Source organism: Serratia sp. ME47 (assembly GCF_903970925.1).
Taxonomy (GTDB): Bacteria; Pseudomonadota; Gammaproteobacteria; order Enterobacterales; family Enterobacteriaceae; genus Serratia; species Serratia ureilytica.
Window position 1 is genome coordinate 48,608 of sequence record NZ_CAJCKE010000010.1, and the last position, 20,229, is coordinate 68,836.

General features: G+C 62.8%; 16 protein-coding genes. 15 read left to right on the top strand and 1 reads right to left on the bottom strand.

The annotated features are described in order from the left end of the window. Positions 1–78 precede the first annotated feature (78 nt). From H7A77_RS12210 to H7A77_RS12275, 14 genes are all read left to right on the top strand, one after another. Positions 79–1,515, top strand: coding sequence for a HAMP domain-containing sensor histidine kinase (locus H7A77_RS12210; RefSeq protein WP_033644112.1), 1,437 nt, complete (start codon positions 79–81; stop codon positions 1,513–1,515). A 3-nt stretch (positions 1,516–1,518) separates the two neighbouring features. Then, positions 1,519–2,391 carry a two-component system QseEF-associated lipoprotein QseG gene (gene qseG / locus H7A77_RS12215; protein WP_089192171.1) on the top strand — a complete coding sequence of 291 codons (873 nt, stop codon included), beginning with the start codon at positions 1,519–1,521 and terminating at the stop codon, positions 2,389–2,391. Continuing rightward, on the top strand, positions 2,388–3,728 hold the full coding sequence (gene glrR, locus H7A77_RS12220; protein ID WP_033644111.1) for a two-component system response regulator GlrR: 1,341 nt from the start codon (positions 2,388–2,390) through the stop codon (positions 3,726–3,728). The genes qseG and glrR overlap by 4 nt, the downstream gene beginning before the upstream one ends. Before the next feature lie 130 nt (positions 3,729–3,858). Further along, positions 3,859–5,481 (top strand): NAD+ synthase, encoded by a 1,623-nt coding sequence (locus H7A77_RS12225; protein WP_182074261.1) that lies wholly within the window; start codon positions 3,859–3,861, stop codon positions 5,479–5,481. Positions 5,482–5,493: 12 nt separating this feature from the next. Further along, positions 5,494–5,832 carry a nitrogen regulatory protein P-II gene (gene glnB / locus H7A77_RS12230; protein WP_004847623.1) on the top strand — a complete coding sequence of 113 codons (339 nt, stop codon included), beginning with the start codon at positions 5,494–5,496 and terminating at the stop codon, positions 5,830–5,832. 331 nt (positions 5,833–6,163) lie between these two features. Next, complete coding sequence (locus tag H7A77_RS12235; RefSeq protein WP_015378793.1) at positions 6,164–7,087, top strand: LysR substrate-binding domain-containing protein; 924 nt, start codon at positions 6,164–6,166, stop codon at positions 7,085–7,087. 115 nt (positions 7,088–7,202) lie between these two features. Then, on the top strand, positions 7,203–8,666 hold the full coding sequence (locus tag H7A77_RS12240) for a gamma-aminobutyraldehyde dehydrogenase (protein ID WP_182074262.1): 1,464 nt from the start codon (positions 7,203–7,205) through the stop codon (positions 8,664–8,666). Positions 8,667–8,739: 73 nt separating this feature from the next. After that, positions 8,740–9,894: a putative ABC transporter substrate-binding protein YdcS gene (ydcS, locus tag H7A77_RS12245; protein ID WP_182074263.1), complete on the top strand. Its 1,155-nt coding sequence runs from the start codon at positions 8,740–8,742 to the stop codon at positions 9,892–9,894. 53 nt (positions 9,895–9,947) lie between these two features. Further along, positions 9,948–10,976 carry an ABC transporter ATP-binding protein gene (locus tag H7A77_RS12250; RefSeq protein WP_182074264.1) on the top strand — a complete coding sequence of 343 codons (1,029 nt, stop codon included), beginning with the start codon at positions 9,948–9,950 and terminating at the stop codon, positions 10,974–10,976. A 1-nt stretch (position 10,977) separates the two neighbouring features. After that, a complete protein-coding gene (locus tag H7A77_RS12255) occupies positions 10,978–11,922 on the top strand; it encodes an ABC transporter permease (protein ID WP_016929775.1) in 945 nt (314 codons plus the stop codon). Then, the gene (locus H7A77_RS12260; RefSeq protein WP_016929774.1) at positions 11,912–12,718 is read left to right on the top strand and encodes an ABC transporter permease; all 807 of its coding nucleotides are present in this window, start codon (positions 11,912–11,914) and stop codon (positions 12,716–12,718) included. Before H7A77_RS12255 ends, H7A77_RS12260 begins: the two co-directional genes overlap by 11 nt. A 35-nt stretch (positions 12,719–12,753) precedes the next feature. After that, the gene (gene patD, locus H7A77_RS12265; protein WP_182074265.1) at positions 12,754–14,178 is read left to right on the top strand and encodes an aminobutyraldehyde dehydrogenase; all 1,425 of its coding nucleotides are present in this window, start codon (positions 12,754–12,756) and stop codon (positions 14,176–14,178) included. Between the two features lie 85 nt (positions 14,179–14,263). After that, complete coding sequence (locus H7A77_RS12270; protein WP_182074266.1) at positions 14,264–16,174, top strand: FAD/NAD(P)-binding protein; 1,911 nt, start codon at positions 14,264–14,266, stop codon at positions 16,172–16,174. Further along, positions 16,171–17,349: a cytochrome c gene (locus H7A77_RS12275; RefSeq protein ID WP_182074267.1), complete on the top strand. Its 1,179-nt coding sequence runs from the start codon at positions 16,171–16,173 to the stop codon at positions 17,347–17,349. The genes H7A77_RS12270 and H7A77_RS12275 overlap by 4 nt, the downstream gene beginning before the upstream one ends. A gap of 37 nt (positions 17,350–17,386) precedes the next feature. Here H7A77_RS12275 and hmpA read toward each other — a convergent pair whose 3' ends face one another. After that, positions 17,387–18,577, bottom strand: a complete 1,191-nt coding sequence (gene hmpA, locus H7A77_RS12280; RefSeq protein WP_164106887.1) for an NO-inducible flavohemoprotein — start codon at positions 18,575–18,577, stop codon at positions 17,387–17,389. A 357-nt stretch (positions 18,578–18,934) separates the two neighbouring features. On the opposite strand from hmpA, the gene glyA reads away from it, so the two are divergent. Then, positions 18,935–20,188: a serine hydroxymethyltransferase gene (gene glyA, locus H7A77_RS12290; protein WP_047570908.1), complete on the top strand. Its 1,254-nt coding sequence runs from the start codon at positions 18,935–18,937 to the stop codon at positions 20,186–20,188. The last annotated feature ends 41 nt before the right edge of the window (positions 20,189–20,229 follow it).

Consider the following 20,229-nt stretch of genomic DNA (forward strand, 5'->3'; position numbering starts at 1 on the left):
GCGTTCAGGATTCTCCCTTGCCGGGCTTTTCTCTTTCCGGCGAGTCAGTTAGCATCGTGACAGGCCTGAGAGAATGAGATGATTTCGTTGAAAAAATGGCGTTTATTCCCACGTTCGCTGCGGCAATTGGTGCTGCTGGCGTTCCTGTTGGTGCTGCTGCCGCTGTTGGTGCTGGCCTATCAGGCCTACCAGAGTCTGGATCACCTGAGCGCGCAGGCGGCGGACATCAACCGCACCACGCTGGTGGACGCGCGGCGCAGCGAGGCGATGACCAGCGTGGCGCTGGAGATGGAGCGCAGCTATCGTCAGTACTGCGTGCTGGTTGAGCCCACGCTGCAGAAGCTGTACCAAAATCAGCGCAAGCAGTATTCGCAGATGCTGGACGCCCACGCGCCGATCTTGCCGGACGAGCGCTACTACCAAACGCTGCGTCAGTTGCTGACCCAGCTGGCGGCGATCAAGTGCCATAACAGCGGGCCGGACCAAGAAGCCTCCGCCTTGCTCGAGTCGTTCTCGCGCTCCAATGCCGAAATGGTGCAGGCCACGCGCGCGGTGGTGTTCTCGCGCGGCCAGCAGCTGCAGCAGGCCATCGCCGAGCGCGGCCAGTTCTTCGGCTGGCAGGCGCTGCTGCTGTTCCTGGTCAGCGTGCTGCTGGTGGTGCTGTTCACCCGCATGATCATCGGGCCGGTCAAGGCCGTGGAGCGGATGATCAACCGCCTGGGGGAAGGGCGCGCGTTGGGCAGCACCGCATCGTTCAAAGGGCCGCGCGAGCTGCGTTCGCTGGCGCAGCGCATCATCTGGCTGAGCGAACGGCTGGCGTGGCTGGAGTCGCAGCGCCACGAGTTCCTGCGCCATATCTCGCACGAATTGAAAACGCCGCTGGCCAGCATGCGCGAAGGCACCGAACTGCTGGCCGACGAGGTGGCGGGGCCGCTGACTTCCGACCAGAAAGAGGTGGTGACGATCCTCGACAACAGCAGCCGCCACCTGCAGCAGCTGATTGAACAACTGCTGGATTACAACCGCAAACTGGCCGATGGCCCGGCGGAGCACGAGAACGTCGAGCTGCGCGAGATGGTCGATTTGGTGGTCGCCGCGCACAGTTTGCCGGCGCGGGCGAAGATGATTTCCACCGAAATCGCGCTGGAAGCGGAAATCTGCTGGGCAGAGCCTACGCTATTAATGCGCGTGCTGGATAATCTCTACTCCAATGCGGTGCACTACGGCAAGGAATCCGGTAACATTTGGATCCGCAGCCGTCAGGTTGGACAACGGGTGCAAATCGACGTCGCCAATACCGGCACGCCGATCCCCGAGGCTGAAAGAGCCATGATTTTCGAGCCTTTTTTCCAGGGTAGTCACCAGCGAAAAGGGGCGGTAAAAGGAAGCGGACTGGGGTTGAGCATCGCTCAGGACTGTATCCGTCGCATGCGCGGTGAGCTGCAACTGGCGACGGTCGCCGGTGCAGACGTCTGCTTCCGCATTGAACTGCCGTTAACCGCCGAGAATGAATAAATAATGTACACATGGTCTAAACGCCTTCGTCTTTCACAGACCGAACGTTCACCGCGTGCCACGCACAGAGCGCCGCTCGGCAAACGCCCGATCACCTGGCTGGGCGCCGTTTTCTTTATGCCGCTGTTGCTGGCGGGCTGCGTCGATCGCGCCGTCAGCGGCGGATTGAGCGCTCAGCAGCAAGAGGCGATCCCGGATACCAAGGTGATCGATTACCGCACCGCGGCTTGCGATACCCTGTGGCAATTGGACGACAAGGACGCGCTGGATAACGCGCTCTACTGGCTGCGCGCGATGGACTGCGCCGATCGCATCGGCTCGACCCAGGCGCGTGCGCTGGCGAAAACGGTGCCGGGTGACAGCTGGTCCGGCGTTTTCAAACAGAGCATCCTGCTGGGGAGCGCACAGCCGACCTCCGGTGAACGCCGCCAGATGCTCGACAGGATCAACAGTTACCGGATGGAGTTCCCCGGTTCGCTACGTCCGTTGACGCAGCTGTGGCGCCAGCAGCAGATGCTGCAGATCACGTTGTTCGATGAGAAAGCGCGCTATCAGCATCTGCAGGAGAGCAGCGACAGCCAGATCGATTCGCTGCGCCAGAGCCAGGCGCGCCTGCAGTCGCAGCTGCAGGACACCTCGCGCAAGCTGGAAAACCTGACCGATATCGAGCGCCAGCTCTCATCGCGCAAGCAGCTGCAAGGGGAAATCCCGGAAAACGGCGCGGGCCAGCAGAAGGGCGAAGCCGCCGGTAAAAGCGGCGCGGCCGCCAAAGGCGCTGAAACGCAGGACGAACCGGAAAAAGGCACCGCGTTGCCGGTTGAACCGGAAGACACCTATACGCCGCACCCCGCCAATAAGGAGTCCCACGCGCAATGACCGCACGCAAACCGGCCAACCTGTTATTGGTTGACGACGATCCCAGCCTGCTGAAGCTGCTGGGCATGCGCCTGACCAGCGAAGGTTTTCACGTCACCACCGCCGAAAGCGGCCAGGAAGCGCTGCGCCTGTTGGCGCGCGAACAGATCGATCTGGTGATCAGCGATCTGCGCATGGATGAGATGGACGGCATGGCGCTGTTCGCCGAAATCCAAAAGCATCAGCCGGGCATGCCGGTGATCATTCTTACCGCGCACGGTTCGATTCCCGATGCGGTGGCCGCCACCCAGCAGGGGGTGTTCAGCTTCCTCACCAAACCGGTGGATCGCGATGCGCTCTATAAGGCCATCGACGAGGCGCTGTCGCTGTCGGCCTCTCCTGCGGGTGACGACGCCTGGCGCGAAGACATCGTCACCCGCAGCCCGTTGATGCTGCGGCTGCTGGAGCAGGTGAAAATGGTGGCCCAGTCCGACGTCAGCGTGTTGATCAACGGCCAGAGCGGCACCGGCAAAGAGGTGTTGGCGCAGGCGATCCACGCCGCCAGCCCGCGCGCCGGCAAGGCGTTCATCGCCATCAACTGCGGGGCGCTGCCGGAGCAACTGCTGGAGTCCGAACTGTTCGGCCACGCCAAGGGCGCCTTCACCGGCGCGGTCAGCAGCCGCGAAGGGCTGTTCCAGGCGGCGGCGGGCGGCACGCTGTTCCTCGACGAGATAGGCGACATGCCGCTGTCGCTGCAGGTGAAACTGCTGCGCGTGCTGCAGGAGCGCAAGGTGCGGCCGCTGGGCAGCAACCGCGATCTGGACATCGACGTGCGCATCATCTCCGCCACCCACCGCGATCTGCAAAAGGCGATGGCGAAGAACGAGTTCCGCGAAGATCTCTACTATCGCCTCAACGTGGTAAACCTGAAGATCCCGGCGCTCAACGAGCGCGCCGAAGACATTCCGCTGCTGGCCAATCACCTGTTGCGCGAAGCGGCTCAGCGGCACAAGCCGTTCGTGCGCAGCTTCTCGACCGACGCCATGAAGCGGCTGATGACCGCCAGCTGGCCGGGCAACGTGCGTCAGTTGGTCAACGTCATCGAGCAGTGCGTGGCGCTGACTTCGGCGCCGGTGATCAGCGAGGCGCTAGTGGAACAGGCGCTGGAAGGGGAAAACACCGCGCTGCCGACTTTCGCCGAAGCGCGCAACCAGTTTGAGTTGCACTATCTGCGCAAACTGCTGCAGATCACCAAGGGCAACGTGACCCAGGCCGCGCGTATGGCGGGCCGCAACCGCACCGAGTTTTACAAATTGCTGTCGCGCCACGAGCTGGACGCCAACGATTTCAAAGAATGACAGATTCCCGCCGGCGCCTGCCACGCAGGTTCTCAACAAATCCGGCGGAATGATTTACACTCCGTTCTCTTTGCCGCGGCGCGCCCCGGCGTAGAGCACCATGGAACGTATTAAGCGGGATCGTACACAAATGAGCAGATCACTTTCCATCGCCCTGGCCCAGCTGAACCTGCTGGTCGGCGACATTGAAGGCAACACCGAACGCATGTTGCAAATCGTGCAGGAGCAGCAGAAGGCGGGAGCCGATCTGGTCATGTTCACCGAACTGACGCTGTCCGGCTACCCGCCGGAAGACCTGCTGTACCGCAATGATTTCTATCAGCGCTGTGATGCGCAGCTGCTGCGCCTGCAGCAGGCTTCCGCCGAGACGGCGATCCTGGTCGGCCACCCGTGGCGCGAAGGCGACAAGCTGTACAACGCGCTGTCGCTGTTCGCCGAAGGCCGCCTGCTGACCCGTTACTTCAAACAGCAGTTGCCGAACTACGGCGTGTTCGATGAGAAGCGCTATTTCCACGCCGGCAACGACACCTGCGTGGTGGAACTGAAAGGCTACCGTCTTGGGCTGCTGATTTGCGAAGATCTGTGGTTCCCGGAGCCGATCGACGCCGCCAAGGCCGCCGGCGCGGAGATTATCCTGTCGATCAACGCCTCGCCGTATAACCGCGAAAAACCGTATATCCGCAAAACGCTGATGGCCGGCCACTGCCAGCGCACCCAGCTGCCGCTGGTGTACCTCAACCAGGTCGGCGGCCAGGATGAGCTGATCTTCGACGGCTGCTCCAAGGTCTTCGACGCCGCCGGCACCATGACCCACCGTCTGGCGGCCTTCGACGAGCAGGTTACTCGCCTGGAATTCAACGAGCTGGACGTGGTGCCGATGGCCGATCCGGCCGCCGAACTGCCGCAGCTGGCGCAGGTGTATCAGGCGCTGGTGTTGGCGGTGCGCGACTACGTGACCAAGAACGGTTTCAAAGGCGCGGTGCTGGGGCTGTCCGGCGGCATCGACTCGGCGCTGACGCTGGCGATCGCCGTGGATGCGTTGGGCAAAGACAAGGTGCAGGCGCTGATGATGCCGTTCCGCTATACCGCGGACATCAGCATCGCCGACGCCAAGGAAGAGGCGGAAATCCTCGGCGTGGAGTTCGATATCGTCTCCATCGAGCCGATGTTCGATGCCTTTATGGGCCAGCTGTCGCCGATGTTCGCCGGCACCGAGCGCGACACCACCGAAGAGAACCTGCAGGCGCGTTGCCGCGGGGTGGTGCTGATGGCGCTGTCCAACAAACGCCGCAGCATCGTGCTGACCACCGGCAACAAGAGCGAAATGGCGGTCGGTTACGCCACGCTGTACGGCGATATGGCCGGCGGTTTCGACGTGCTGAAAGACGTGCCGAAAACGCTGGTGTTCAAGCTGTCCGAATACCGCAATACCGTCTCCTACGTGATCCCGCAGCGGGTAATCGATCGTCCGCCGTCCGCCGAGCTGGCGCCGGATCAGGTCGATCAGGACAGCCTGCCGCCGTACGATATCCTGGATGCGATCCTGGAAGGCTACGTTGAGCGCGACAAGTCGGTCGCCGATCTGGTGGCCGAAGGCTTCGACGAAGCGATCGTGCGCAAGGTGATCCGCCTGGTGGACATCAACGAATACAAGCGGCGTCAGGCCGCCGTCGGGCCGCGCATCACCGCCCGTAACTTCGGCAAAGACCGCCGTTATCCCATCACATCCGGTTTTGGCCGCAAAAATTGGTAATAAGGAAAGAAGATGAAAAAGATCGACGCGATTATCAAGCCGTTCAAACTGGATGACGTCCGCGAAGCGCTGGCCGAAGTGGGCATCACCGGCATGACGGTCACCGAAGTCAAAGGCTTCGGCCGCCAGAAGGGCCACACCGAGCTGTACCGCGGCGCCGAGTACATGGTCGACTTTCTGCCGAAGGTGAAGATAGAGATCGTGGTTGCCGACGACATCGTCGACACCTGCGTAGAAACCATCATGCAGACGGCGCAGACCGGCAAGATCGGTGACGGCAAGATCTTCGTCTTCGACGTGGCGCGCGTGGTGCGCATCCGTACCGGCGAGCAGGACGAAGAAGCGATCTGATCCTCCGCAGGATCATCGGCCATCAGGGCGCAGCTTGCTGCGCCCTTGTCATTTCTGTCCCCCGCACATCGCACTTCTTCGCCTCATTGTTCCCCTCATTTTTGCCTGTCGGCATTCTAAAAAAGCGAACGCTATCGCGTTTTTGATACTTTTCCCGATCGCTTCTCTCGCGAGATCTACAATCAACGTAACTATTTTGATTAAGGTGATCCCCAATGAATTTCAAGTTGCGGCTAGGCGGCAAGGGCGTGCATCCCCAGGAGCTTACTCAAGTAAGTGACTGGGGTAAGCGAACGCAGACAACAACGCAGCGGCTTGAAAGGCGATGGGGATGATGACGTTACGCCAAATCCGCCACTTTATCGCGGTGGCGGAAACCGGGTCGATCTCCGCCGGCGCCCAGGCGGTGTTTGTCTCCCAGTCTTCGCTGACGCTCGCTATCCAGCAGCTGGAAACCGAGATCGGCGTGCGGCTGTTCGATCGCCACGCCAAGGGCATGACGCTGACCCATCAGGGGCACCAGTTTTTGCGCCAGTCGTATCTGATCCTGGCGACGGTGGACAATGCCAAGCGCAGCCTGCAGATCGGCACTGAAAGCCTGACCGGCAAGCTGACCATCGGCGTCACCAGCCTGGTGGCCGGCTACTTCCTGGTGGAACTGCTCACGCGCTTTAAATCGGCCTATCCCAACGTCACCGTGCAGGTGGTTGAAGACGAACGCCCGTACATCGAGCATCTGCTGGTCAGCGGCGAGATCGACATCGGGGTGCTGATCTTGTCGAACATCGAGGACCGCGACGCGCTGCAGACCGAGGTGCTGATGCACTCGCCGTACCGCCTGTGGCTGCCGCCGCTGCACCCGCTGCTGGAGCACGAGAGCATCAGCCTGGCGGACGTGGCCAAACAGCCGCTGATCCAGCTCAACGCCGATGAAATGGACGTGCACGCGCGGCGCATCTGGGCGCGCGCCGGGCTGAAGCCGGAGATCGCGATGAAGACCGCCTCGACCGAGGCGGTGCGCAGCCTGGTGGCGGCGGGGATGGGGGTATCCATCCAGCCGGACATGGCGTACCGCGCCTGGTCGCTGGAGGGCAATATGATCGAGGCACGCAAGCTGGACGATCTGCTGGAACCGCTGGATATCGGGCTGGCATGGCGGCGCGGCAGCGCGCGGCCGGAGCTGGTGACGCCGTTCCTCACCATCGCGCGCGAGAACGGCAGCAAACACGCCGCCGGGCTTAAGCATTCGATTTAATCGAACGCGGCGTTCAGTATTTAGAATTTGTTGCCCGCCAGAGGCTCGCTTAGGCTGATTAAAACTAACTTATTCACATTTGGTTAACGTTTTTGTCACTTAGGGGCGTCAGGCGATGGCGGATGTGCAGGTTCTCTCAGGTTTGTCCTGTCAGCAGTTCATTAACGGTCAGCTTATCGACGGCGAAGGCCAGCAGGAATGCATCGTCAATCCGGCCAACGGCGAGACGCTGATCGCCCTGACCGAAGCCTCTTCGGCGCAGGTCGGCAGCGCGGTAAAAGCCGCGCAGCAGGCGTTCGGCCATTGGTCGCGCACTACGCCGGCCCAGCGCGCCACGCTGTTGCTGCGCATCGCCGACGCCATCGAGCGGCAGGCGCCGCAGCTGGCGCAGCTGGAGGCCCTCAACTGCGGCAAGCCGCTGCATCAGGCGCTGAACGACGATCTGCCGGCGGCGGTCGACGTGTTCCGCTTTTTCGCCGGCGCGGTGCGCGCTCAACAAGGGCAGCTGGCCGGTGAGTATGTGCCGGGCCACACCTCGATGATCCGCCGTGATCCCATTGGTGTGGTGGCCTCGATCGCCCCCTGGAACTATCCGCTGATGATGGCGGCGTGGAAGATCGCGCCGGCGTTGGCGGCGGGCAATACCGTGGTATTCAAACCGTCCGAGCACACGCCGCTGACTATCCTGGCGCTGGTGCCGGCGCTGCAGGAGATCCTGCCGCCGGGCGTGCTGAACATCGTCTACGGCGGCGGTGAAGGGGTCGGCAGCCAGCTGGTGGGGCACCCGCAGGTGCGGCTGGTGTCGGTCACCGGCGATATCGTCACCGGGCAAAAAATTCTTCAGGCGGCGGCCAAAAGCGTCAAGCGCACCCATCTGGAGCTGGGGGGCAAGGCGCCGGTGATCGTCTGCGACGACGCCGATCTTGACGAAGTGGTCAACGGCATTCGCACCTATGGCTATTACAACGCCGGCCAGGACTGCACCGCCGCCTGCCGCATCTACGCGCAGGCCGGCATCTATCCCAAACTGGTGGACGCGCTGGGCGAGGCGGTCGCCAGCCTGCGCTTCGCCCGCAAGCGCGATCAGGATAACGAGATCGGCCCGTTGATAAGCAGCCGCCAGCGCGATCGCGTCGCCAGCTTTGTCGAGCGGGCGCTCAGCCAACCGCATATCGAATTGATCACCGGCGCCGCGGCGCACTCCGGGCCGGGATTCTACTATCAGCCGACCCTGCTGGCGGGCTGCCTGCAAAGCGACGAGATCGTGCAGCGCGAGGTGTTTGGCCCGGTGGTCAGCGTCACGCGCTTCGAGCATCTGGCGCAGGCGGTCGAGTGGGCCAACGACTCGGAATATGGGCTGGCTTCGTCGGTGTGGACGCAAAATATCGATCGGGCGCTGCACATCGCCGCCCATTTGCAGTACGGCAGCACCTGGATCAACACCCATTTCACCTTGGCGAGCGAAATGCCGCACGGCGGCCTGAAACGCTCCGGCTACGGCAAGGATCTGTCCAGCGATTCGCTGCAGGATTACAGCGTTGTCAGGCACGTAATGGCGAAGTTCAAAGCCAGCTTCTAGCGGTTCTATAAAGCAAAATCGGGCGGCAGCCGTTCCCTGCCGCACACAGATACGCAACACAGGGGGAATTACGATGAGAAAAACTACCGCAGTCACCACCACCGTCTCCGCGCTCTGTCTCACCGTGCTGTGCGGCCTGGCCCAGGCGGCCGATCTGCCGCAGTCGCTGGGCAAAGGCGAAGGCCGGCTGGACATCATCGCCTGGCCCGGCTACATCGAACGCGGCCAGTCCGACAAAAACTACGACTGGGTCACCCAGTTTGAGAAGCAAACCGGCTGCGCGGTGAACGTGAAGACCGCCGCCACCTCCGATGAAATGGTCAGCCTGATGGCCAAAGGCGGCTACGATCTGGTGACCGCCTCCGGCGACGCCTCGCTGCGCCTGATCTTCGGCAAGCGGGTGCAGCCGATCAACACCGCGCTGATCCCGAACTGGAAGAACATCGATCCGCGCCTGCTGAACGGCGCCTGGTATACCGTGGACGGCAAAACCTACGGCACGCCGTACCAGTGGGGGCCAAACCTGCTGATGTACAACACCAAAACCTTCCCGACGCCGCCGGACAGCTGGGCGGTGATCTTCCAGCAGCAGAACCTGCCGGATGGCAAGAGCAACCAGGGGCGGGTGCAGGCTTACGACGGCCCGATCTACATCGCCGACGCGGCGCTGTTCCTGAAGGCCACCCAGCCGCAGCTCGGCATCAGCGATCCTTACCAGCTCAACGAAGAACAGTATCAGGCGGCGCTGAAGCTGCTGCGCAGCCAGCACGCGCTGATCCACCGCTACTGGCACGATACCTCGGTGCAGATGAGCGACTTTAAAAACGAAGGCGTGGTGGCTTCCAGCGCCTGGCCGTATCAGGCCAACGCCCTGAAGGGCGAGGGGCAGCCGATCGCCACCGTGTTCCCGAAAGAGGGCGTGACCGGCTGGGCGGATACCACCATGTTGCACAGCGACGCCAAACACCCGAGCTGCGCCTACCAGTGGATGAACTGGTCGCTGGAGCCGAAGGTGCAGGGCGACGTGGCAGCCTGGTTCGGGTCGGTGCCGGCTTCGCCGGCGGGCTGCAAGGCCAGCGCGCTGCTGGGTGAGAAGGGCTGCGAAACCAACGGCTTCAACCAGTTCGACAAAATCGCCTTCTGGAAAACGCCTCAGGCGCATGGCGGCAAGTTCGTACCGTACAGCCGCTGGACCCAGGACTACATCGCCATCATGGGCGGCCGCTAAGCCGCGGGGCGCAGCCCGCTGCGCCCGAATCACATCCGTATGGAGCACAGAAAATGACCATTGCCGTGCAATTCATCGATGTTTCGCGGACTTTCGGCGATGTTCGCGCCGTGGATCGGGTATCCATCGATATTCAGGACGGGGAATTCTTCTCCATGCTCGGGCCATCCGGCTCGGGCAAAACCACCTGCCTGCGCCTGATCGCCGGCTTTGAACAGCTGACTTCCGGCTCGATTCGCATTCACGGTCAGGAAGCCGCCAACCTGCCGCCGTATCAGCGCGACGTGAACACCGTGTTTCAGGATTACGCGCTGTTCCCGCACATGTCGGTGCTGGAAAACGTCGCCTACGGCCTGATGGTGAAGGGCGTCGCCAAAAGCGAGCGGCTGGCGCGGGCGCAAGAGGCGCTGGAGAGCGTGGCGCTCGGTTTCGTTGCCGAACGCAAACCGGCGCACCTGTCGGGCGGCCAGCGCCAGCGCGTGGCGTTAGCGCGCGCGCTGGTCAATCGGCCGCGGGTGCTGCTGCTGGACGAGCCGCTCGGCGCGCTGGATCTCAAGCTGCGTGAGCAGATGCAGGGCGAACTGAAGAAGCTGCAGCGTCAGCTGGGCATCACCTTTATCTTCGTCACCCACGATCAAAGCGAAGCGCTGTCGATGTCCGATCGGGTGGCGGTGTTCAATAACGGCCGCATCGAACAGGTGGATACGCCGCGCGAACTTTACATGCGGCCGAAGACGCCGTTCGTCGCCGAGTTCGTCGGCACCTCCAACGTGGTGCGCAGCGAGCTGGCGCAGCGCCTGCTGGGCGAAAGCCGAACCTTCTCGATCCGTCCGGAACATATCCGCCTGCTGGAGCACGGCGGCGCGGCGCAGGACGAGATCCAGGTGCAGGGCACGCTGCAGGAAATCCATTACCAGGGCGCGGCCACGCGGTATGAAATCGCGCTGAACGGCGGCGAAAAGCTGCTGGTCAGCCAGGCCAATCCGCAGTGGATCGCCGAAGGGCAACAGCGGCAGATCGGCCAGCCGATCGTCGCCTGCTGGCCGCGCGCGGCGATGGTGCCGCTGCTGGAGGAGAGGTGAGATGGACATGAGCATCGATTCCCCCCCGGCGCGCGGCGGTACCGTGCGCGCGCTGTCGACCTGGCTCTATCGCCGGCCGACGCTGTATCTGCTGTTACTGCTGGTGCCGCCGCTGCTGTGGTTCGGCGCGGTGTACCTCGGTTCGCTGCTGACGCTGCTGTGGCAAGGGTTTTACACCTTCGACGATTTCACCATGGCGGTGACGCCGGATCTGACCTTCGCCAACCTGGCGGCGCTGTTCAACCCGGCCAACTACGACATTATCCTGCGCACGCTGACCATGGCGGTGCTGGTGTCGCTGGCCAGCGCGGCGCTGGCGTTCCCCATCGCCTATTACATGGCGCGTTACACCAGCGGCCGCGTCAAGGCGTTCTTTTACATCGCCGTGATGATGCCGATGTGGGCCAGCTATATCGTCAAAGCCTATGCCTGGACTTTGCTGCTGGCGAAAGATGGCGTGGCGCAGTGGTTCCTGCAGCACCTGGGGCTGGAGCCGCTGTTGGCGTCGCTGCTGACGGTGCCCGGCGTCGGCGGCAACACGCTGTCGACCTCGGGGCTGGGGCGTTTTCTGGTGTTCGTCTATATCTGGCTGCCGTTCATGATCCTGCCGATCCAGGCGGCGCTGGAGCGCCTGCCGCCCTCGCTGCTGCACGCTTCGGCGGATCTGGGCGCCCGGCCGGCGCAGACCTTCCGTCACGTCATTTTGCCGCTGGCGGTGCCGGGCATCGCCGCCGGATCGATCTTCACTTTCTCGCTGACGCTGGGCGACTTTATCGTGCCGCAGCTGGTGGGGCCGCCGGGTTATTTCATCGGCAGCATGGTGTACGCCCAGCAGGGCGCGATCGGCAATATGCCGATGGCCGCGGCCTTTACGCTGGTGCCGATCGTCCTGATCGCCATCTATCTTTCCATCGTCAAACGTCTGGGGGCTTTCGATGCACTCTGAACGCGCGCCCTTAGGGCTGAAGCTGGCCGCCTGGGGCGGACTTGTCTTCCTGCATTTCCCGTTGGCGATCATCGCCATCTACGCCTTCAACACCGAGGACGCGGCCTTCAGCTTCCCGCCGAAGGGCTTCACGCTGCACTGGTTCAACGTCGCCGCCGGGCGGCAGGACATTATCGATGCGGTGTTGCTGTCGGCGCAGATCGCCTGCCTGGCGACCGCCATCGCGCTGGTGCTCGGCACCCTGGCGGCGGCGGCGCTGTATCGGCGCGATTTCTTCGGCAAGGACAGCATTTCGCTGCTGTTGCTGCTGCCGATTGCGCTGCCGGGGATCGTCACCGGCCTGGCGCTGCTGGCGGCGTTCAAGGCGCTGAACATCGAGCCCGGCATCCTGACCATCGTCGTCGGCCATGCGACGTTCTGCGTGGTGATCGTGTTCAACAACGTCATCGCCCGGTTCCGCCGCACCTCGTACAGCCTGATCGAAGCGTCGATGGATCTCGGCGCCGACGGCTGGCAAACCTTCCGTTACGTGATCTTGCCGAACCTCGGCTCGGCGCTGCTGGCCGGGGGCATGCTGGCGTTCGCGCTGTCGTTCGACGAAATCATCGTGACCACCTTTACCGCCGGCCACGAGCGCACGCTGCCGCTGTGGCTGCTGAACCAGCTCGGCCGCCCGCGCGACGTGCCAATCACCAACGTGGTGGCGCTGTCGGTGATGCTGTTGACCATGCTGCCGATCCTCGGCGCTTACTACCTGACCAAAGGTGGGGAAAGCGTCGCCGGCAGCGGCAAATAATTTCCTTACCCGACCTCTGACAAAAGGATAACCCTATGCAAAGCCAACTGTTGATTGACGGCCAACTGGTGAATGGCCAGGGCGCGACCCAGCCGGTGTATAACCCGGCGACCGGCGAAGTGATCGCGCAGGTGGCGGAGGCCAGCCCGGAGCAGGTCGATCGCGCGGTGCTGGCGGCGGACGCCGCGTTCGCCGCCTGGGGGCAAACCACGCCGAAGGAGCGCGCCGAGCATCTGCTCAAGCTGGCGGATCTGATCGACGAGCATGCCGAGACCTTCGCCAGGCTGGAGTCGCTCAACTGCGGCAAGCCTTATCACTGCGTATTGAATGACGAACTGCCGGCGGTGGCCGACGTGTTTCGCTTCTTCGCCGGGGCCAGCCGCTGCCTGACCGGCATGGCGGCCGGCGAGTATCTGGCCGGGCACACTTCGATGATCCGCCGCGATCCGCTCGGCGTGGTGGCTTCGATCGCGCCGTGGAACTACCCGCTGATGATGGCGGCCTGGAAGCTGGCGCCGGCGTTGGCGGCGGGCAACTGCGTGGTGATCAAGCCTTCTGAGCAGACGCCGCTGACCACTTTCAAACTGGCCGAACTGGCCGCCGGGCTGTTCCCGCCGGGCGTGCTCAACGTGCTGTTCGGGCGCGGCGCCGGCGTGGGCGATCGGCTGACCGGGCATGACAAGGTGCGCATGGTGTCGCTGACCGGGTCGATCGCCACCGGCGAGCACATCATCGCCCACACCGCCGCCGGCATTAAGCGCACCCATATGGAGCTGGGCGGCAAGGCGCCGGTGCTGGTGTTCGACGATGCCGATCTGCAGCAGGTGGTCGACGGCATTCGCGGTTTCGGCTTCTACAACGCCGGGCAGGATTGCACCGCCGCGTGCCGCATCTACGCGCATAAAAGCATTTATCCCGAGCTGGTCAAGCGGCTGGGCGAGGCGGTGGCCAGCCTGAAGATCGGCGCGCCGGACGACGAGAGCACCGAACTGGGGCCGTTGATTACCGCCCAGCATCTGGAGCGGGTGGCCGGTTTTGTCGAGCGAGCCAAAGCGTTGCCGCACGTGCAGGTGGTGACCGGCGGCGAGAAGGTGAAAGGGCCGGGCTACTACTTCCAGCCGACGCTGTTGGCGGGCGCGCGCCAGGACGATGAGATCGTGCAGCGCGAAGTGTTTGGCCCGGTGGTGACGGTGACGCCGTTCGATGACGAAGAGCAGGTGCTGGCCTGGGCGAACGAATCCAATTACGGGCTGGCGTCGTCCGTGTGGACCCGCGACGTGGGCCGCGCGCATCGCTTAAGCGCCCGCCTGCAATACGGCTGCACCTGGGTGAACACCCACTTCATGTTGGTGAGCGAAATGCCGCACGGCGGCCAGAAATTATCCGGCTACGGCAAGGATATGTCGATGTACGGGCTGGAGGATTACACGGCCATTCGTCATGTGATGTTCAAACATTGATTTTACAGTAATTATCCGCACAATAGCGCGGCCTTTGAGCCGGCTCCGGCCGGCTGATGATAATAAAAATTGAAAGGAAGCCTATATGGGTATCACCAGACGCGATTTTCTCAACGGAGTGGCGATCACCATCGCCGCCGGGTTGACGCCGCTGCAAATCTTGCGCGCGTCGCCGCAAACGGCCAATCAAACCCTGTACTATCCGCCGGCGCTGACCGGGTTGCGGGGCAACCATCCGGGCTCGTTCGAGCATGCGCACCAGTTGGGGCGCGACGGCAAAACCTTTGATTTCGGCAGCGTACCCGCCGTTGAAGAGTTCGATCTGGTGGTGGTCGGCGCCGGCATCAGCGGGCTGGCGGCCGCCTGTTTCTGGCAGCAACTGAAAGGCGAGCGGCAGCGCATTCTTTTGATCGACAACCACGACGACTTCGGCGGCCACGCCAAGCGCAACGAGTTCAACAGCGACGACGGCATGCTGCTCGGCTACGGCGGCAGCGAATCGCTGCAGTCGCCGCGCTCCAACTTCAGCCCGGTGGCGATGGGGCTGCTGCGCAAGCTCGGCGTCGATATCGACCAACTGGAACAGGCTTTCGACACCACCTTCTATCCGGATTTGAATTTGAGCCGCGGGGTTTACTTCGATCGCAAGAACTTCGGCGTCGACAAGGTGGTGAGCGGCGATCCGGGGCGTACGGTGGCGGACGACATTCCGCGCGATCGGCTCAACGGCCGTTCTTATGAAGCGTTCATCGGCGATTTCCCGCTGCCGGAAAGCGATCGCCAGGCGCTGATCGCGCTACACACGGTGGAGAAGGATTATCTGCCAGAGATGACGCTGGAGCAGAAGGTCGAGTGGCTCGATACCCACAGCTATACCCAGTTCCTGCGCGAGAAGGTGGGCCTGAGCGAACTGGCGATCCGCTATTTCCAGCAGACCACCAACGACTTCCAGGCGGTGGGTATTGATGGCACCTCGTGCAGCGATGCGCGCATCTGCGATCTGCCGGGCCTTGACGACATGAATCTGCCGCCGCTGGACGAAGAGTCGCAGGCGGATCTCGACGATCCTTACGTGTTCCACTTCCCGGACGGCAACGCCACGCTGGCGCGCCTGATGGTGCGCCAGCTGATCCCGGCGGTGGCGCCGGCCGGCAAGGACATGAACGACGTGGTGCTGGCCAAATTCGACTACAGCCAGCTCGATCGGCCGGAATGGCCGGTGAAGCTGCGTTTGAACAGCACCGGGCTGCACGCGGCCAACGTCGGCGACAAGGTGGAAGTCACCTACATGACCGGCGAGAAGATGGCCAAGGTGCGCGCCGGGCAGGTGGTGATGGCCGGCTACAACATGATGATCCCGTATCTGGTGCCGGAGATGTCGCACGAGCAGCAGGAGGCGCTGAAGCAGAACGTCAAGGCGCCGCTGGTGTACAGCAAGGTGGTGATCCGCAACTGGCAGCCGTTCATCAAGCTGGGTGTGCACGAGGTTTATTCGCCGGCCGCGCCGTACAGCCGCGTGAAGCTGGACTATCCGGTGAGCATGGGCGGCTATCAGCACCCGCGCGATCCGGATCGGCCGATCGGCCTGCATATGGTGTATGTGCCGACGCTGCCGGGCAGCGGCCTCAGCACGCGCGAACAGTCGCGCAAAGGGCGCGCGTTGCTGCTGGGCACGCCGTTCGAAGTGCACGAACAGATGATCCGCGAACAGCTGCAGGGCATGCTGGGCGAGGCTGGTTTCGACCATCAGCGCGACATTCAGGCGATCACCGTCAACCGCTGGTCGCACGGTTACTCCTACTTCCTCAACGGGCTGTTTGACGACGAAGACGAAGCCAAGAAAATCATCGAAACGGCGCGGCAGCCGATCGGCAAGATCGCTATCGCCAACTCCGATGCCGACTGGAGCCCGTACGCCAACTCGGCGATCGATCAGGCGTGGCGCGCGGTTAACGAACTGGCCTACGGCAAGGTTGCCGCCAAGGAGGGAGCATGAGTCTGCGTTCGCTGTACCTGTTGAGCCTGCTGGCCGCCGGCGGCTCGGCCCAGGCGATGTCGGCCGGAGAATACGTCGCCAAAGCCGGTGACTGCACCGCCTGCCATACCGCGCCGGGCGGCGCCGAATTGGCGGGCGGCATGAAGTTCCCGACGCCGCTCGGGGCTATCTACGCCACCAACATCACGCCGGACAAGCTGCACGGCATTGGCGCCTATTCGTTCGAGGAGTTCGATCGCGCCATGCGCCAGGGGGTAGCCAAAGACGGCCACCGGCTCTACCCGGCGATGCCGTACACCTCCTACGCCAAAATGAGCGCGGAAGACATGCGCGCGCTGTATGACTATCTGATGAACGAGGTGCCGGCGCAGAACGTCGCCAACCGGGACAGTGACATCAGCTGGCCGCTGTCGATGCGCTGGCCGCTGGCGGTGTGGAACTCGCTGTTCCACGACGACCAGCCGTATCAGGCAGATCCGCAGCAAAGCGCCGAGTGGAACCGCGGCGCCTATCTGGTGCAGGGCGCGGGCCATTGCGGCAGCTGCCACACGCCGCGCGGTTGGGCGATGCAGGAGAAGGGGCTGGACGGTAAGGAACCGGTGTTCCTGAGCGGCGCCGAGCTGGACGGCTGGTACGCTTCCAACCTGCGCGGCCTGCCGCCGGAAGAGGTGACGGCGCTGCTGAAAACCGGCCGCAGCCGCCATGCGGCGGTCGCCGGGCCGATGAGCGAGGTGGTGGCCCACAGCACGCAGTACCTCAGCGACGGCGATCTGAACGCCATCGCGGTGTACCTGCGCAGCCTGGCGCCGGACCCTGTCGCCGCCTCGAAGGCTGCGCAGGCGGATAACCCGAGCGGCAAGGCGACCTATGCGATGTACTGCTCGACCTGCCACGGCAATAAGGGAGAGGGCACCGACTTCACCATCCCGGCGCTGGCGGGCAACGCCACGGTAACGGCGGACAATCCGCTGACCGCGCTGCGGGTGGTGCTGGAAGGGGCGCATACCCCGATCACGCAGCAGGCGATGGCGCTCGGGATGCCGGCTTACGGCTGGGCGTTGAACGACCGGCAGGCGGCCGACCTGATGAGCTATCTGCGGGGAAGCTGGGGCAACCAGGCGGCGCCGGTAACGGTGCAGCAGGTGCAGGACGCGCGCCAACTGCAGGCGAAATGAAGAGGGAGCGCGGTCTGACGGCCGCGCTCCGCAAGCATTACAGCACCTTATGCGGGCCGAAGCATTCGTAGTGGATGCGTTCGGCCTCTACGCCCATCTCCAGCAGCTGTTTGCCCACGAACTGCATGAAGGCCACCGGGCCGCAGAAGTAATAGTGCATTTGCGGATCGGCCAGGCTGCCGCGCAGCGCGCTCAAATCCATCAATCCGCGGCTGTGGTAGTCGCGGCCTTCCACGTCATCGGCGCCCGGCTCGCGGTACCACACATGGCGGCTAAGATTCGGCATGCGCCCGGCAATATCCGCCACTTCCTCGGCAAAGGCATGCACGCTGCCGTTTTCCGCCGCGTGCAGCCAGTGGACCTGCGCCTGGTGTTGGTTGTCGTGCAGGCTGTTGAGCATGCCGAGCATCGGGGTTTGGCCGACGCCGGCGGAGATCAGCGCCACCGGCGTGGTCGGCGCCACGTCGAGGAAGAAGTCGCCGTGCGGCGGGGCGATGTCGATCACGTCGCCTTCCTGCGCCTGCCGGTGCAGGTAGTTGGACACTTTCCCCTGATCTTCGCGCTTCACCGCGATGCGGTAGAACTCGCCGTTCGGTGAGGTGGTCAGCGAGTACTGGCGAATTTCCTGATGCTCCAGGCTGTCGTGCTTGATGTAGACCGCCAGGTATTGCCCCGGTTTGAAGTCCGCCACCCGGCCGCCGTCCACCGGTGCCAGCACGAAGCTGCAGATCACGTCGCTCTGCGGCTGTTTCTTCAGGATGCGGAATGCGCGCAGATCGCGCCAGCCGCCGTTGTCGGTTTCGCTCTGCTGATAAATCTGCTCTTCACGCTGAATAAACACGTTGGCCAGCACGCCGTAGGCTTTGCCCCAGGCGTCCAACACTTCCTGACCCGGGCTGAACATTTCGTCCAGCGTCGCCAGCAGGTGGCCGCCGACGATTTGGTATTGTTCCGGCTGGATATTGAAGCTGGTGTGCTTCTGCGCGATGCGCTCCACCGCCGGCAGCAGCGCCGCCAGGTTCTCGATGTTGGCGGCATAGGCGCAGATGGCGTCGAACAACGCCTGACGCTGATCGCCGTTGCGCTGGTTGCTCATGTTGAAAATGTCTTTCAATTCCGGGTTGTGCGCGAACATGCGATCGTAAAAGTGGGCGGTCAGCTTCGGCCCGGTCGCAGCCAGCAGGGGAAGGGTGGATTTTACGGTAGCGATGGTTTGGCTATCCAGCATGGGAGCGCTCCTTGGGTTGGGATCTTGACGAGAATTTTAATGATGTATTTTAAATGCATCTTATTGAGTTCCACGCCGCTTGTAAATACCCTTGTTTTCGTTGCGGTGTTCTTCGGGCGTCGATCGCGCTCACAGAACATGAAAAAAGCGCATCGTTCGCATGAGGAAATGTCCGTTGATAAACGGCGGCGTTTAGCGGATCAAAGCCTTGCGCCGCCTTATGCCAATCGTTTGCGTAAAAACCTCTGTCAAGACCTATCTTCGGTGGGGCGAAACGGTTTACACTGTGGCGCAGAACCCAAACGGGTAGTTATTTGGTGATTTTTTAGTTAGCTGATTTAAGTCAGGAGATGCCGGATGTTAAAGCGTGAAATGAACATTGCCGATTACGATGCGGAACTGTGGCGTGCCATGGAGCAGGAAGTGGTGCGTCAGGAAGAGCACATCGAGCTGATCGCGTCTGAGAACTACACCAGCCCGCGCGTGATGCAGGCTCAGGGTTCCCAGCTGACCAACAAATACGCTGAAGGCTATCCGGGCAAGCGTTACTACGGCGGCTGCGAATACGTGGATATCGTTGAGCAGCTGGCTATCGACCGCGCCAAAGAATTGTTCGGCGCCGATTACGCCAACGTGCAGCCGCACTCCGGCTCCCAGGCTAACTTCGCCGTTTACACCGCGCTGCTGCAGCCGGGCGACACCATTCTGGGCATGAACCTGGCGCACGGCGGCCACCTGACCCACGGTTCCCCGGTTAACCTGTCCGGCAAACTGTATAACGTGGTGCCTTACGGCATCGACGACAAAGGTCAAATCGACTATGACGATCTGGCCAAGCAGGCGCAAACCCACAAGCCGAAAATGATCATCGGCGGCTTCTCCGCCTACTCCGGCGTGGTTGACTGGGCCAAAATGCGCGAAATCGCCGACAGCATCGGCGCTTACCTGTTCGTCGACATGGCGCACGTGGCGGGCCTGATCGCCGCCGGCGTGTACCCGAACCCGGTACCGCACGCACACATCGTCACCACCACCACCCACAAAACCCTGGCGGGCCCGCGCGGCGGCCTGATCCTGGCGAAGGGCGGCGACGAAGATCTGTATAAGAAGCTGAACTCCGCCGTGTTCCCTGGCGGCCAGGGCGGCCCGCTGATGCACGTGATCGCCGGCAAGGCGGTGGCGTTGAAAGAAGCGATGGAGCCTGAGTTCAAGGTTTACCAGCAGCAAGTGGCGGTCAACGCCAAGGCGATGGTGGACGTGTTCCTGCAGCGCGGCTACAAAGTGGTCTCCGGCGGCACCCATAACCACCTGTTCCTGCTGGATCTGGTCGATAAAAACCTGACCGGTAAAGAAGCGGACGCCGCCCTGGGCCGCGCCAACATCACCGTCAACAAAAACAGCGTGCCGAACGATCCGAAGAGCCCGTTCGTCACCTCCGGCGTGCGTATCGGCACCCCAGCCGTGACCCGTCGCGGCTTCAAAGAGGCCGACGTGCGCGAACTGGCCGGTTGGATCTGCGATGTGCTGGACAACATCAACGATGAAGCCACCATCGAACGCACCAAGAAGAAAGTGCTGGATATCTGCGCCCGCCTGCCGGTTTACGCATAATCCCGCTTTTGCCTGATAAAACCCGCTGCGGCGGGTTTTTT

What these genes read in the sequence shown, in the direction of transcription:
- H7A77_RS12210 (WP_033644112.1), top strand. Translation starts at nt 79, where the DNA reads ATGATTTCGTTGAAAAAATGGCGTTTATTCCCACGTTCGCTGCGGCAA.
- qseG (WP_089192171.1), top strand. Translation starts at nt 1,519, where the DNA reads ATGTACACATGGTCTAAACGCCTTCGTCTTTCACAGACCGAACGTTCA.
- glrR (WP_033644111.1), top strand. Translation starts at nt 2,388, where the DNA reads ATGACCGCACGCAAACCGGCCAACCTGTTATTGGTTGACGACGATCCC.
- H7A77_RS12225 (WP_182074261.1), top strand. Translation starts at nt 3,859, where the DNA reads ATGAGCAGATCACTTTCCATCGCCCTGGCCCAGCTGAACCTGCTGGTC.
- glnB (WP_004847623.1), top strand. Translation starts at nt 5,494, where the DNA reads ATGAAAAAGATCGACGCGATTATCAAGCCGTTCAAACTGGATGACGTC.
- H7A77_RS12235 (WP_015378793.1), top strand. Translation starts at nt 6,164, where the DNA reads ATGATGACGTTACGCCAAATCCGCCACTTTATCGCGGTGGCGGAAACC.
- H7A77_RS12240 (WP_182074262.1), top strand. Translation starts at nt 7,203, where the DNA reads ATGGCGGATGTGCAGGTTCTCTCAGGTTTGTCCTGTCAGCAGTTCATT.
- ydcS (WP_182074263.1), top strand. Translation starts at nt 8,740, where the DNA reads ATGAGAAAAACTACCGCAGTCACCACCACCGTCTCCGCGCTCTGTCTC.
- H7A77_RS12250 (WP_182074264.1), top strand. Translation starts at nt 9,948, where the DNA reads ATGACCATTGCCGTGCAATTCATCGATGTTTCGCGGACTTTCGGCGAT.
- H7A77_RS12255 (WP_016929775.1), top strand. Translation starts at nt 10,978, where the DNA reads ATGGACATGAGCATCGATTCCCCCCCGGCGCGCGGCGGTACCGTGCGC.
- H7A77_RS12260 (WP_016929774.1), top strand. Translation starts at nt 11,912, where the DNA reads ATGCACTCTGAACGCGCGCCCTTAGGGCTGAAGCTGGCCGCCTGGGGC.
- patD (WP_182074265.1), top strand. Translation starts at nt 12,754, where the DNA reads ATGCAAAGCCAACTGTTGATTGACGGCCAACTGGTGAATGGCCAGGGC.
- H7A77_RS12270 (WP_182074266.1), top strand. Translation starts at nt 14,264, where the DNA reads ATGGGTATCACCAGACGCGATTTTCTCAACGGAGTGGCGATCACCATC.
- H7A77_RS12275 (WP_182074267.1), top strand. Translation starts at nt 16,171, where the DNA reads ATGAGTCTGCGTTCGCTGTACCTGTTGAGCCTGCTGGCCGCCGGCGGC.
- hmpA (WP_164106887.1), bottom strand. Translation starts at nt 18,577, where the DNA reads ATGCTGGATAGCCAAACCATCGCTACCGTAAAATCCACCCTTCCCCTG.
- glyA (WP_047570908.1), top strand. Translation starts at nt 18,935, where the DNA reads ATGTTAAAGCGTGAAATGAACATTGCCGATTACGATGCGGAACTGTGG.